The organism is Frigoribacterium sp. CFBP9030 (assembly GCF_034045195.1).
Classification (GTDB): domain Bacteria; phylum Actinomycetota; class Actinomycetes; order Actinomycetales; family Microbacteriaceae; genus Frigoribacterium.
Genome location: NZ_JAXCWG010000005.1, coordinates 197,272 through 210,003 on the forward strand (window position 1 = coordinate 197,272; position 12,732 = coordinate 210,003).

Consider the following 12,732-nt stretch of genomic DNA (forward strand, 5'->3'; position numbering starts at 1 on the left):
GCGCGTTCGGCGCGAACGGGCGCGTCCACGCGCCCGTCTCAGCCGAACCCGCCCGGGTTCGCCCGGCTGAGGCGACCAGCACCTTCACGGGCGGCGCATCCTGTCGCCCGAGAGCACGGACGTCGCCCAGGCGGCGAGGCGTGAGCGGTCGATCTTGCTGTTGTGACGCACGTCGGTCGGCAGCGCCGGCACGACGAGGACGGCGGCGACGGGTCGACCCGAGGCCGCGCCGACGACGTGGCGGATCTCGGCGGCGAGTGCGGCCGACGCGAGACCGGCACGGCGGGCGGGCGGCACGGTCTCGGCGACCACCACCACCTGCTGGGTGCCGGCCGGGCCGACGCCGACGACGGCCGCGCGGGCGATGCCGGCCCGCGCCTCCGACGCCTGCTCGGACGCGACCGGGGTCAGCACGCCGCTCGCCGTCGTGATCACATGCGGCAGTCGCCCCTCGACCCAGAGGCGGCCCTGCTCGTCGAGGTGGCCGACGTCGCCGGTGCGGTGCCAGCGGCTCGTCGTGGTCGACCCGCGACGGCTGGCGCGGTGCGTCAGCCAGAGCCGGTCGTAGTGGTCTTCGACGTGCGCGGCCGAGACGACGATCTCGCCGGTGACGCCGGGCTCGGCGATCAACTCCGAGGAGGCGCGGCCCGCCTCGTCGAGAGCGGCGATCCGCACCGTCGTGGTCGCGCCGGGCAGCCCCACGCAGACACCGCCGGCGTCGGTGGCGCCGTCGGCCAGGCGCGCGGCGCGGTCGGCGGTCGCCGCACGGACCCCCTCGAGCGTGATGTCGGTCAGCAGCAGCCCCTCGGTCATGCCGTAGGGGGTGTGCGGGGTCGCGCCGGGCATCAGGTCGCCGGCGGCGGCGAGCAGCGACTCCGACACGGGCGCACCCGCCGACAGGAACGTCTCGACCCCGGCCAGCGCCGCGCGGTCGGCGGAGGTCAGCTCGCCGGAGGTGGCGACCACGTTGGTCAGCGCGGCGGGGGAGAGGAACACCACGGTCGCGTCGACGGCGGCCGTCGCGGCGGCCACGGCGCGCGCCGTCAGGGTGCGGGGCTTCGTGACGTCCATGTCGGGTGTCACGCTCGTCGCCCCGAGGGCGGGTCCGAGCAGGGCGAACGGCGCGAAGCCGGCGACGAGCCCGGTGCCCGGCCCGACGCCGTACTGGGCGGCGAGGGCGTCGCGCAGCGCGGTCAGCTGCCGGTGGCGGTAGACGACGCCCTTGGCGGGGCCGGTCGAGCCCGAGGTGAAGAGGATGGCGGCCTCGGCGTCGCCGGTGGGCGACTCGGGCAGCTCGGCGAGGGCCTCGTGCGCGCGACGACCGAGCGCGGCGATCTCGGGCAGCGACGTCTCGACGCCGAGGGCGCGTCTCGTGACCCCCGGGAGGCGCGTGGTCGAGATCACGCGACCGGGCCAGCCGAGGGCTCGCGCGGCCGTGAGACCGGGCAGCTGCCCGATCACGTGGTCGGGCCACGCCCCGCGGACGGCGCGGGTCAGCCCGCGGACCCCGAGACCGGCGTCGGCGACGACCACCACGGCCCCGAGACGGAGGCAGGCGTAGAGCACCGCGGTGAGGTCGGCACCGGGCTGCACGAGCAGCGAGACGCGGTCGCCGGGGCGGACGCCGTGCTTGCGGAGCCCGAGGGCGATCTCGCGGACCCGGCGGGAGAGCAGCCGCCAGCTGACGGACCGGGGGCCGTCCGACCCGGCGGGCACCATCTCGATCAGTGCGGTGTCGGAGCTGTCGGCCAGAGCGTCGAGGTAAGACCAGAGCGGGCGGTCTTGAGAGGAGTCGACCCGCGCCTCCTCGGCGACGTGCTCGGCGGATGCCGCCGCAGCGGCGGCCGTGGCCTCGTCGGCCCCCGTTTCGACGGCCTTCTTCGCCGCAGCGGCACCGGTCGCGCCGGCGCCGTCGAGCCGCCCGGGGCCTGCCGGGGTCGACGGGTCGCCGGGAGTCTCGGCCCCCGCGACGGCGCCGTCGACGGTGGGCTCGGCGGGTGGCGAGCCGTCGGGGAGCCGGTCGCCCAGCCAGGTGAGCACGGCCGCGGCGTAGTCGACGTCCTCGGCGAGCAGGTGACCGGCGCCCTCGGAGCGGTGCACGTCGGCGTGCGGCAGACGCTCGATGAGATCGTCGAGGTAGCGGTCGCCGAAGATCGGGTCGAGGGGCCCCCACAGCATGAGCGCCGGCACCGGCACCTCGCGCAGCGCCTCGGCGATGCGGTTCAGCTCGGGTGCGCTCTCGTGGTCGGCGTCGACCGGGATGTCGGCCACGAAGGCGCCGATGCCCCCGCGACGGGCTGCGGTGCGGTACGGGGCGCGATAGGCCTGCTTCACCTCGGCCGGCAGCGGCGGGTGACCGAGGGCGAGCGTCACGTCGACGAACGCCGTCGTGCCGACCGTCGCGCGCCCGAGCACGCCCCGGGCGAGTGCGAGTCGGAGCGGAGCGGGGATCGGGACGCCGCGCGGCTGGTGGATCGCCGTGTTGAGCAGCATCACACCGGCCAGCATCTCGGGGTGGTCCACCGCCCAGCCCATCGAGACGACGCCGCCCCAGTCGTGACCGAGCGTGACGACGGGGCCCTCGACGCCGAGCGCCTCGGTGAGGTCGCCCAGATCGGAGACGCGGCGCGCGAGGGTGTGCGGTGAACCGGTGCGTTCGGAGAAGCCCATGTCGAGCTGGTCGACGGCGACGACCCGCCAGGCCGGTCCGCCGGCGGAGGCCGTCTCGACGGTGGCCGCGACGAGCTCGCGCCAGAGGTACGACCAGGTCGGGTTGCCGTGCACGCACAGGATGGTGCCGACCGGCTCGACGTCGAGCCGGGCCAGCGCCTTGGCGTTGTCGAGCACGTGCCAGCGTCGGGAGGCGCGGTGCGAGCCGAGTCCGTACGGCACGTCGACGAGACGCGACCACGCGGGGTCGAGCCCTGCGAGCCCGTCGGGCGGGAGCAGGGCCGGTGCGGTCGACCGTGCGGCGCGGGGGAGGCGACTCACCAGGCGAGCTCCATCATCGCGGTGTTGATGCCCGAGCCCACTCCCATCAGCAGCACCCGGTCGCCGCGCGACAGGGTCTTGGACTCCTCCACGAGCGTGATGGGGATCGACGCGGGGCCGACGTTGCCGAGGGTGGGGTAGGTGAGCGGCACGCGCTTGCGGTCGATGCCGGCCGCCTTGACGAACGCGTTGGTGTGCACGTCGCTGACCTGGTGCATGACGTAGCGGTCCATGCCCTGCCAGTTCCACTCGGGCTTGGCCTCGCGCCAGGCCGAGACGACGAGCTCCATGCCGCGCTTGAGCAGGGCTTTGGCGTCGGTGAACATGCCGTCGACGCTGCCGACGCAGAGGTCGTAGTTCTCGGTCGCGGCGCGGGTCACACCGCCGAGGATGCGGTGGCCCTCGGGGTGCAGGTCGGCTCGGCCGATGACCGCGGCGGCGGCACCGGAGCCGAGGGTGAGACTCGCGAACTCGCTCATGAAGTCGTCGCGGTCGAAGCCCTCGGTCAGCAGGCGGTCGATCGTGTTGACCTGGACGTCGTCGGCGTCCTCGCCGTCGATGATCACGGCGTAGTCGATCTGCCCGGCGTCGATCAGCTGCGCGGCGAGGGTCATGCCGTTGACGAAGCCGAGGCAGGCGTTCGCGATGTCGAAGTTGGTCGCCGACGACGGGAGCCCGAGCCCGTGGTGCAGGCGGACGGCGACGGACGGCTCGAGGTGCGGGCGCGTGACGGACGTGTTGATCAGCAGGCCGACCTGGTCGGGTCGGACGCCGGCCTCGGCGAGGGCGCGCTTGCCCGCGTCGATGGCCGCGACGTCGAAGCTCTGGTCTGGGCCCCAGTTGCGGCGCTCGTGCACGCCGGCGACGCGCTGGAGGAGACCGGTCGGCATGCGGAGGCGCTTGAGGACGGGTCGCAGCTTCTCGTCGATGCTCTCGGAGGTGGTGACCCGTTCGGCCATCGTGCTGGCGACCGACAGCAACGCCGCGTTGCTGTGCCGGGTCGTGGCGTTTCCGTTCACCGGAACTCCCTGTCGAATTGTCTGGGTAGGCGTATGCCGGCGCGGCTGAACGAGCAGTGACGATCAGGGCCGGGAGATCGTGGCATCGAATCGATGCATCCTGACGAGTTTACGGCTCCCGTCTCTGAGCGGTTGCCAGGTTGCCGGGGCACAGACATGCCGATCGGGGCATGTTCGGACGTCATCCGCGGGGGTCGCGGGGCAGACGGACGACGGCGCGACGACCGCCGCGCGTCCACCAGACGAGGTCGGCGACGGCCCAGGCGATCGCCCCGGCCGCGGCGAGCAGCACGACGACGGTGACGACGGTGACCGAACCGCCTCCGACCAGCAGGGCCGCGACGATGCTCGCGACGACGATCAGGGCGCAGACGACGGTGACGACGGGCAGCACGCGACCACCCTGCTTGGTCAGCAGCCAGTTCGGCACGTCGGGGTCGACCCGGACCGTCTTCTCACGCATCCCACAAGGGTAGTCTCGCGCGCCTCCTGCGGTCCCGCGCCCCGGGGTAGCCTCGACGCATGAGCACCCCGCGCCGACCCTTCTGGATCCTGACCAAGACGGGCAGCGTCCTCCCTCCCGTCCTCGAGGCGGCGCTCGGCGTCTTCGGCCTCGTCGTCCAGATCGCCACGCTGACGTCGGGTCGCCCGGTCGAGCCGGTGGCCTACGTGGTGCTGGTCGTCGCCCTGCTGCTCATCGCGCAGGGCGTCGCCGACCTCGTCTGGTGGTCGCGCTACGGCCGCCGGGACGCCGCACGTCAGGGCTGAGTCCTCAGCGGCGGACGACCAGAGCTGCCGACCACCGAGCCGCCGGCGAGTACCCGGCCTTCGAGCCCGTCGACTTGACGCGGATCTCGTGACCGACGTCCGACGCCCTGGTGCGGTACGTCAGGCCCGTGGCGCCGGCGATCGCCTTGCCGTCGCGCGTCCACTGCAGCGTCACTGCGGTGCCCGCGGTCCAGGTGCCCTTCTTGGCGGTGAGCGTGCTGCCGGCCTTAGCCGAACCCGAGATGGCGGGGGCCGGGGCGGTGAGTCGCAACGGGACGACCGTCGCCGCCTTCGAGGTGCGGGCGACCGCGGTGTGCCCCGGCTTGGTGCCGGTGACGACGACCGTCAGCGCTCGGTTCGCGTCGGAGGCCGTGGGCACGTAGGTCGGCGCCGTGGCACGTGAGATCGACTTGCCGTCGCTCTTCCACTGGTACGAGAACGACGTGCCCGCCGTCCAGGTGCCGGTCTTCGTGCCCATCTTGCCGCCGACCTTCGGCGTCCCCGTCACCGCCGGCGTCGCACTCGCCAGAGGAGCGGGCGTGACGGCCACGGCCGCCGAGGTCTTCGACGCCGTCGTGTATCCGGTCTTCCTGCCCGTCACGACGAGGGTGATCTTCTTGCCGGCGTCCGCCGCGGTCGTGACGTAGCTCGCTCGTGCGGCCCCGGCGATGGCCGTGCCGTTGCGCAGCCACTGGTGGGTCAGCGCGGTGCCGCTCGTCCAGGTGCCGGTCTGGGCGGTGAGCGTCGCGCCCACGGTGGTCTTGCCGACGATCTTCGGCACGGGGGCGGTCAGGGTCTTCAGCGCCGGGGCAGGAGCGGGAGCAGGGGCAGGGGCCGGGGCCGGGGCCGGAGCAGGAGCAGGAGCGGGAGCCGGGGCAGGGGCAGGGGCCGGGGTCGGGGCGGGAGCCGGGGCCGGAGCAGGCGTCGGGGTCGGCGTCGGTCGGGCCGGTGCGGTCGGCACGCTGACGGTGGCAGGGCTGCCGGGCGTGTACGCGTACTGGCTGACCCAGTCGATCTGGAGGTGGCCGTCGACCTTCGCGTCCGGCTTCGTGCCGTTGGTCGCGGTCTGCAGCACCCAGTGCATGGGCGTCTTGGGGATGTTCGTCGTGGTCGACGCCACGACGATGCCGTCGAGCAGGTAGCTGATCTTCTTCGGCGTCCAGTCGATCGTGTAGGTGTGCCAGTCGGTGTACGACGTGTGCGTGTCGACGGCCAGGTCGTTGTTCCACGGCGTGCCGAGCTGGTGGTTGAAGGCCTTGGTCGAGCCGTCCAGGCTGCCTTCGGGGAAGTTGATCTCGCCGTTCGCCCAGGTCTCGGCGTCGTCCCAGAGGAGGAAGGCCGTGCCGTAGCCGGGCAGGGCGTCGGCCTTCATCCGGATGCTGTAGCGCCCGTAGGTCTGGCCGCCCCACTGGCCGTTCATCAGGGGCACGGGTGCGGCGGCCCGCGGCACGCCGTCGGAGCCGGTGTGCAGGTGCATGTCGAGCAACCCGTCGCGCACGGAGAGGATGTCGGACTCGTAGCGACCGATCTGCCAGGTGTCGCCGAAGCCGTCGTAGCTCATCCACTGCTTCGCGTACGGACCGGGGAACCCGCCCTGGGCGATGGGGGTCGTGAAGTCGTCCTTGAAGTTCTGCGTCCACCCCGCGAGGTTCCCGGTCAGCAGGGTCTTCGAGGCGGCCGCCGCGTCCGTGGCCGTCTTGCCCGCGATGATCGAACCGGTGGCGGCCGAGGCGCTCTGCGTGCCCGTCGCGACGAGAGCCGTCGCGAGGAGTGCGCCGGCGATCATCGTGGCGCCGATCGGCAGCGATCGTGAGTATGTCCGTGTGACCATGTCGCGGTGTGCCTTCCTTGGGATTTCGGAAGGGCGAGCGGGTGCATCGGGGGGTGGATCTGGCGCGACCCATCGATCGCTCGATGGGGTACAGCGCCCCGCGGTTCTTCGGGTTCCTCGGGGCGCGTCCAGTGTGCGCTCGGGGGACGGATGCCGTCATCCCCAAGACGGGTCGCCCTCGTTGGGGGGAGCGACAGGGCGTCTGTCCTCCTCCCTGTACCCCTGTCGACGCGAGACGTCTCGGACTCCCAGGCGGAGGGGCCCGGATGGAGGCGCGGCGGACGACGGAAGGCCCCGATCGCGGACGATCGGGGCCTTCTGAATGGAGCCGCCTGTCGGATTCGAACCGACGACCTTCGCTTTACAAGAGCACTGCGCTACCGGACTGCGCCAAGGCGGCTGACTCCACCACCCTACAAGCCCGGCGGCGAGGTCGGGAGCGGCCCGGAATGGGCGCACGCAGTGCATCTTCGCGCCCGCGATTGGCGCGAGAGAGGTCATCAGTGGTGAAGTAGGGGGAGACGGCGTCGGCCGTCGCCCGGCCCGGATCACGAGGAGCCCCCATGACCAACATCCTGACCGCCATCGGTTCGATCGTGCTGCTGCTGATCAGCTTCGCGCTGTTCGCCTACTCGTTCGGGTCGGGCGAGCCGAACGCGATCATCTTCTTCGCCGGCATCGTCGCCATGACCGGCTCGTTCTGGCTGCCGATCACGTTCGTGGGCACCAGCCAGAAGACCTGGTGACCTCTTAGGGTCGCAGACCACGAGACCCCGGTGCCTCGGCACCGGGGTCTCGTCGTGTCACGGGCGGGGCGGGCCGCTCAGATGCCGATCGACCTCGACGCGCTTGCGCGGCTTGTCGGCGTCGCGCGGCCGATCGCGACCCCCGACGTAGAGCCAGCCCAGCAGCTTCTCGTCGCCCGTCAGACCGTGCGCCGCCTGGACCTCGGGGGCCCGGGTGTGCGTGCCGGATCGCCAGAAGACGCCCCAGCCCTCGTCGTCGAGCACGAGCGACAGCAGGTGGGCGACACCCGAGGCGACGCTCTCCTGCTCCCATTCGGGCACCTTGCGACTGGGCTTCGGCGACGAGACCACCGCGACGACCAGCGGTGCCCGCAGCGACTTCTGCTCGAGCTTCTCGGCGTCCTTGCCCACGGCGCCGTCGGCCGCCGCCAGCGACCGGCCGATCAGTCGGCGGTCGTCGCCCCTCAGCTCGATGAGCCGCCAGGGGCGCATCGACGAGTGGTCGGCGACGGTCGCCGCCGCCTCGACGGCTGCGACGAGCTGCTCGTGATCGGGGGCGTCGTCGGTGACCTTCGACCGCGATCGACGCCGGGCGGCCGCAGCCGCGACGGTGCTCACCTGGTCACTCGGCGGTGGAGGAGGCGTCGTCGCCCTCGCGGAAGCTGAGCGAGACGGAGTTCATGCAGTAGCGGTCGCCGGTCGGCGTGCCGAAGCCGTCGGGGAAGACGTGGCCCAGGTGCGAACCGCAGTTCGCGCACCGCACCTCGGTGCGGGTCATGCCGAGGCTGTCGTCGTCGATCAGCTGCACGGCCTCGGGGTTCACCGACTCGTAGAAGCTCGGCCAGCCGCAGTTGCTGTCGAACTTGGTGCCGCTCTTGAACAGCTCGGCGTTGCAGGCGGCGCAGGCGTAGACGCCGGCGCGGCTCTCGTCGAGCAGCTCGCCCGTCCACGGGCGCTCGGTCGCGGCCTCGCGCAGCACGGCGTACTGCTCGGGGCCGAGTTCTGCTCGCCACTGCTCTTCGGACTTCTCGACCTTGTACGACACGGGTGACTCCTCAGTTCTCGGGACTCCCCATTCAACACGGTCCCCCCGACAGTCATTCCAGGGCGGCACCGGCGCCGGCCCGTCGCAGCCCCGTCCTCCCTAGAATCACGGCATGCTCCTCGCCGACCGGTTCCGCGGCCACGCCGACGCGTCCGCCCGCGAGCAGTCCCCTCTGTACGCCGAGTGGTCGCTCGGCATCGCCGGCGACCTCGACGTGCTCGCGCTGATCGAGAGGGCTCCGGAGGCGCGGCGCCAGCCCGCCCTCGTGCTCGCCGTGTCGCGCTGGCTGGGCGCCCCCCTCGCACCGTGGCCGCGCCTCCGGGAGTGGATGCTCGCCCACCCCGACGCCCTCCTCGCCGAGCTCGCCCGTCGGACGACCCAGGTCAACGACGTCCGCCGCCTCGGGCCGGTCTCGCTCGCGCTGGCCAGGCTCGAGGGCCCGGTGGCCCTGCTCGAGGTCGGCGCCTCGGCGGGGCTCTGCCTGTTCCCCGACCGGTACGCGTTCCGGGCCGACCTCCGCGGCGCGGGCCGCGACGAGCAGGCGCGCTGGGGCGCGGCCGACAGCGACGTCGTCGTCGAGCTCGACGTCGACCTCGGAGACTCCCCGCTGCCGCACGACGAGTGGCCTCGCCGGGTCGTGCTGCCCGAGATCGTCTGGCGGGCCGGTCTCGACCTGGACCCCGTAGACGTCACCGACCCCGCCGCGGTCTCGTGGCTCGAGACGTCGCTGCCGCCCGGGCCGTCGGAGCGGGTGGATCTGCTGCGGCGGGCCGTCGCGATCGCCCGGAGCGCGCCTCCTCGGCTCGTCCGCGGCGACGCCGTCGACGGGCTGGCCGCCCTGGCCGCGACCGCCCCGTCGGACGCGCGGCTCGTCTTGGTCTCGACCGGCACGCTCGTCTACCTGCCCGGTCGCCGGCGCCAGGCCTTCGTCGACGCCGTGCGCGCCCTCGGCGCCACCTGGGTGTCGTACGAGCGGCGCGACCTGCTGCACGACGTCGTGGCGGAGGTGCCGGAGGGCGTCGCGCCGGGCGACGGGTTCGCCGCGCTCGCCCTCGACGGCCGGGCCCTCGCCGTCGGCGACGCTCACGGCACGCGAGTGCGGCTGCTCCCCTCCTGACCCGGAGCGGAGGGCTGCGCCTGAGGCGGCCCGGAGGCGGCCGCCCGTAGGATGACGACGATCGAGAGGGCGGGTGATGGGCGACAGCGGTGCGACTGGCGACGACGGGACGGTCATCGGGCTCTCCGAGCGCGACCGCGCGATCCTCGACCTCGAGCAGTCCACCACGGGGTCCGCGCGCCAGAAGGAGGCCGTGATCCGACGCGATCTCGGTCTCTCGACGGCCCGGTACCAGCAGCTGCTCAACTCGCTCATAGACCGACCGGCTGCACTGGCCTACGCGCCGATGCTCGTGGGGCGTCTGCTCCGACTCCGCGACGCCCGCTCGCTCGCCCGCACGACCCGATCGTTCGGGCCGCCGACCCGCTGACCCGCCGACCGCCGACCCGCCGCCCCGCTGCACGCCGACCCGCCGACAGAGCGCCCGACGCCCGCCGAACCGACGCCCGCCGACCCAGAGAAGACCGACAGCACATGCCGAAGTTCCCCCGCGACCGTTTCGACGACCTGCCCGCCGATCTGCAGAGGGTCGGCGCGCACCGGTCCACCCCGAGGCGGGGCCGTGGGCTGGTCGTCTTCGCCTGGGCCGCTCTCGCGACGGGCGTGCTGGTGGGCGGCGGGGTCGTCGCCCTGGGCGTGCTGAACGACAGCATCCAGTTCGACGCCCCCACGACGACCGTCACCGAGACGGCTGAGGCGGAGGCGCCCGACGACACCGCCTCCGCGACGCCGACCGGGGCTCCCGTGACCGACCCCGCCGACGTCGACCCCTCCGTCACGATCGCGGTGCTGAACGGGACGTCGACCGCGGGTCTCGCGACCGCCGCCTCCGCCGACCTCGAGGCCGCCGGGTACACCGTCGCCACCCAGGGAAACGCGGGCGACACCTCGGCCACGACCTCGACCGTCTACTACGCCGACGCCGCCGACGAGGGGGTCGCCCTCGGGCTCGCCCAGACGCTCGGCGTCACGGCGACGGCCGTCAGCTCGGCGTTCCCGAACGCGTCGGTGACGGTCGTGCTCGGCGCCGACTACACGCCCTGAGGGCGACCGGGCCGAGGAGGCGCGGGTCGCGATCACCGCGCACCGCACCTCCTCGGGTCGCCCGCGACGTCACTTGCACTCTCACCGGGCGAGTGCCAGAATCGTCACTGGCAATCGCGACACGTGAGTGCCAAAGCTTCTGCTTCATGACGTCCGGGAGGGACGAAAAACACACATGGCTAAGATCATTGCTTTTGACGAAGAGGCCCGTCGTGGCCTCGAGCGTGGCCTGAACATCCTGGCCGACGCGGTTAAGGTCACGCTCGGCCCGCGTGGTCGCAACGTCGTGCTCGAGAAGAAGTGGGGCGCCCCCACCATCACGAACGACGGCGTGTCCATCGCGAAGGAGATCGAGCTCGACGACCCGTTCGAGAAGATCGGTGCGGAGCTCGTCAAGGAGGTCGCGAAGAAGACCGACGACGTCGCCGGCGACGGAACCACCACCGCCACCGTGCTCGCTCAGGCGCTCGTCCGTGAGGGCCTCCGCAACGTCGCCGCAGGCGCCGACCCCATCTCGCTGAAGCGCGGCATCGAGAAGGCCGCTGCGGCCGTCTCGGCTCAGCTGCTCGCCGACGCGAAGGACATCGAGACCAAGGAGCAGATCGCGGCCACGGCCTCGATCTCCGCCGCTGACCCCACCATCGGCGCGCTGATCGCCGAGGCGATCGACAAGGTCGGCAAGGAGGGCGTCGTCACCGTCGAGGAGTCCAACACCTTCGGCACCGAGCTCGAGCTCACCGAGGGCATGCGCTTCGACAAGGGCTACCTGTCGCAGTACTTCGTCACCGACCCCGAGCGCCAGGAGGCCGTCTTCGAAGACGCCTACGTGCTCATCGTCAACTCGAAGATCTCGAACATCAAGGATCTCCTCCCCATCGTCGACAAGGTGATCCAGAGCGGCAAGCAGCTGCTCATCATCGCCGAGGACGTCGACGGCGAAGCGCTGGCGACCCTGGTCGTCAACAAGATCCGCGGCATCTTCAAGTCGGTCGCCGTCAAGGCCCCCGGCTTCGGCGACCGTCGCAAGGCCCAGCTGCAGGACATCGCGATCCTCACCGGTGGTCAGGTCATCGCCGAAGAGGTCGGCCTCAAGCTCGAGAACGCGACGCTCGACCTCCTCGGTCGTGCCCGCAAGGTCGTCATCACCAAAGACGAGACGACCATCGTCGAGGGTGCCGGCGACCCCGAGCAGATCGCGGGTCGCGTGCGTCAGATCCGCAGCGAGATCGAGGCGACCGACAGCGACTACGACCGTGAGAAGCTCCAGGAGCGTCTCGCGAAGCTGGCCGGCGGCGTCGCCGTCATCAAGGCCGGCGCTGCGACCGAGGTCGAGCTCAAAGAGCGCAAGCACCGCATCGAAGACGCCGTGCGCAACGCCAAGGCCGCCGTCGAAGAGGGCATCGTCGCCGGTGGTGGCGTCGCTCTCATCCAGGCCGGCAAGACCGCTCTGGCCGAGCTGCAGCTCGAGGGCGACGAGGCGACGGGTGCGAACATCGTCCGTGTCGCCATCGACGCTCCGTTGAAGCAGATCGCCTTCAACGCGGGCATGGAGCCCGGCGTCGTGGCCGACAAGGTCCGCGGCCTGCCCATCGGTCACGGCCTCAACGCCGCGACCGGCGAGTACGTCGACATGATCGCCGCCGGCATCATCGACCCCGCCAAGGTCACGCGCTCGGCGCTGCAGAACGCCGCCTCGATCGCCGGTCTGTTCCTCACGACCGAGGCCGTCGTCGCCGAGAAGCCCGAGAAGAACCCGGCCCCGGCCGGCGACCCCACGGGTGGCATGGACTTCTAGTCCGCACCGCTTCACCGCACCACGCACAAGGGCGGCTCTCCTCCGGGAGGGCCGCCCTTCGGCGTGTGCGCCACGACACCCCGCCCGAAGCCGCGCAGCACCCCGAGACCCGCGCGGCACCCCGCCCGAAGCCGCGTAGCACCCCGAAACCCGCGTAGCACCCCGAGACCTGCGCAGCACCCCGCCCGACGCCGCGCAGCACCCCGAAAGCCGCGCAGCACCCCGAGACCCGCGCGGCACCCCGCCCGACGCCGCGCAGCACCCCGAAACCCGCGTAGCACCCCGAGAAATGCGGGTGTTGCGCGGGTTTCGGGGTGTGGGGTGCGACGGCGGGCGCCGCGGGCGCGGGCGCCGCGGGCGCCGCGGGCGCGGCGGG

At 72.5% G+C, this 12,732-nt stretch carries 12 protein-coding genes and 1 tRNA gene; 6 read left to right on the plus strand and 7 right to left on the minus strand.

The window, feature by feature from the left end; all coding sequences use genetic code 11:
- Positions 1-84: 84 nt before the first annotated feature.
- The 3 genes from SOM13_RS08350 to SOM13_RS08360 form a co-directional block, all read right to left on the minus strand.
- Complete coding sequence (locus SOM13_RS08350) at positions 85-2,991, minus strand: alpha/beta fold hydrolase (protein WP_320479414.1); 2,907 nt, start codon at positions 2,989-2,991, stop codon at positions 85-87.
- Positions 2,988-4,010 (minus strand): 3-oxoacyl-ACP synthase III, encoded by a 1,023-nt coding sequence (locus SOM13_RS08355; RefSeq protein ID WP_320479415.1) that lies wholly within the window; start codon positions 4,008-4,010, stop codon positions 2,988-2,990. Before SOM13_RS08355 ends, SOM13_RS08350 begins: the two co-directional genes overlap by 4 nt.
- Positions 4,011-4,191: 181 nt before the next feature.
- Positions 4,192-4,473: a hypothetical protein gene (locus SOM13_RS08360; RefSeq protein WP_192061360.1), complete on the minus strand. Its 282-nt coding sequence runs from the start codon at positions 4,471-4,473 to the stop codon at positions 4,192-4,194.
- Between the two features lie 59 nt (positions 4,474-4,532).
- On the opposite strand from SOM13_RS08360, the gene SOM13_RS08365 reads away from it, so the two are divergent.
- On the plus strand, positions 4,533-4,778 hold the full coding sequence (locus SOM13_RS08365; RefSeq protein ID WP_320479416.1) for a hypothetical protein: 246 nt from the start codon (positions 4,533-4,535) through the stop codon (positions 4,776-4,778).
- Positions 4,779-4,782: 4 nt separating this feature from the next.
- Here SOM13_RS08365 and SOM13_RS08370 read toward each other — a convergent pair whose 3' ends face one another.
- The gene (locus SOM13_RS08370; protein WP_320479417.1) at positions 4,783-6,609 is read right to left on the minus strand and encodes a family 16 glycosylhydrolase; all 1,827 of its coding nucleotides are present in this window, start codon (positions 6,607-6,609) and stop codon (positions 4,783-4,785) included.
- Positions 6,610-6,932: 323 nt separating this feature from the next.
- Positions 6,933-7,009 (minus strand) — tRNA-Thr (locus SOM13_RS08375).
- A 163-nt stretch (positions 7,010-7,172) separates the two neighbouring features.
- On the opposite strand from SOM13_RS08375, the gene SOM13_RS08380 reads away from it, so the two are divergent.
- Entirely contained in the window at positions 7,173-7,355 is a 183-nt protein-coding gene (locus tag SOM13_RS08380; RefSeq protein ID WP_192061363.1) for a hypothetical protein, read from the plus strand.
- Positions 7,356-7,412: 57 nt separating this feature from the next.
- On the opposite strand, the gene SOM13_RS08385 is transcribed toward SOM13_RS08380, so the two are convergent.
- Both SOM13_RS08385 and msrB read right to left on the minus strand, forming a co-directional pair.
- Complete coding sequence (locus SOM13_RS08385; RefSeq protein ID WP_192061364.1) at positions 7,413-7,973, minus strand: nitroreductase family protein; 561 nt, start codon at positions 7,971-7,973, stop codon at positions 7,413-7,415.
- Between the two features lie 4 nt (positions 7,974-7,977).
- The gene (gene msrB / locus SOM13_RS08390) at positions 7,978-8,400 is read right to left on the minus strand and encodes a peptide-methionine (R)-S-oxide reductase MsrB (protein ID WP_192061365.1); all 423 of its coding nucleotides are present in this window, start codon (positions 8,398-8,400) and stop codon (positions 7,978-7,980) included.
- Positions 8,401-8,512: 112 nt separating this feature from the next.
- On the opposite strand from msrB, the gene SOM13_RS08395 reads away from it, so the two are divergent.
- The 4 genes from SOM13_RS08395 (at position 8,513) to groL (ending at position 12,356) form a co-directional block, all read left to right on the plus strand.
- Positions 8,513-9,517: a DUF2332 domain-containing protein gene (locus tag SOM13_RS08395; RefSeq protein WP_320479418.1), complete on the plus strand. Its 1,005-nt coding sequence runs from the start codon at positions 8,513-8,515 to the stop codon at positions 9,515-9,517.
- Positions 9,518-9,593: 76 nt separating this feature from the next.
- On the plus strand, positions 9,594-9,887 hold the full coding sequence (locus tag SOM13_RS08400; RefSeq protein WP_192061367.1) for a DUF3263 domain-containing protein: 294 nt from the start codon (positions 9,594-9,596) through the stop codon (positions 9,885-9,887).
- 104 nt (positions 9,888-9,991) lie between these two features.
- A complete protein-coding gene (locus SOM13_RS08405) occupies positions 9,992-10,561 on the plus strand; it encodes a LytR C-terminal domain-containing protein (protein ID WP_320479419.1) in 570 nt (189 codons plus the stop codon).
- Positions 10,562-10,736: 175 nt separating this feature from the next.
- Positions 10,737-12,356 carry a chaperonin GroEL gene (gene groL / locus SOM13_RS08410; RefSeq protein WP_055800382.1) on the plus strand — a complete coding sequence of 540 codons (1,620 nt, stop codon included), beginning with the start codon at positions 10,737-10,739 and terminating at the stop codon, positions 12,354-12,356.
- The last annotated feature ends 376 nt before the right edge of the window (positions 12,357-12,732 follow it).

Excerpts from the sequence above, each read along its gene's own strand:
- SOM13_RS08400 (WP_192061367.1), top strand. The coding sequence starts at position 9,594 with ATGGGCGACAGCGGTGCGACTGGCGACGACGGGACGGTCATCGGGCTC.
- SOM13_RS08395 (WP_320479418.1), top strand. The coding sequence starts at position 8,513 with ATGCTCCTCGCCGACCGGTTCCGCGGCCACGCCGACGCGTCCGCCCGC.
- SOM13_RS08365 (WP_320479416.1), top strand. The coding sequence starts at position 4,533 with ATGAGCACCCCGCGCCGACCCTTCTGGATCCTGACCAAGACGGGCAGC.
- SOM13_RS08405 (WP_320479419.1), top strand. The coding sequence starts at position 9,992 with ATGCCGAAGTTCCCCCGCGACCGTTTCGACGACCTGCCCGCCGATCTG.
- SOM13_RS08360 (WP_192061360.1), bottom strand. The coding sequence starts at position 4,473 with ATGCGTGAGAAGACGGTCCGGGTCGACCCCGACGTGCCGAACTGGCTG.
- groL (WP_055800382.1), top strand. The coding sequence starts at position 10,737 with ATGGCTAAGATCATTGCTTTTGACGAAGAGGCCCGTCGTGGCCTCGAG.
- SOM13_RS08380 (WP_192061363.1), top strand. The coding sequence starts at position 7,173 with ATGACCAACATCCTGACCGCCATCGGTTCGATCGTGCTGCTGCTGATC.
- SOM13_RS08370 (WP_320479417.1), bottom strand. The coding sequence starts at position 6,609 with ATGGTCACACGGACATACTCACGATCGCTGCCGATCGGCGCCACGATG.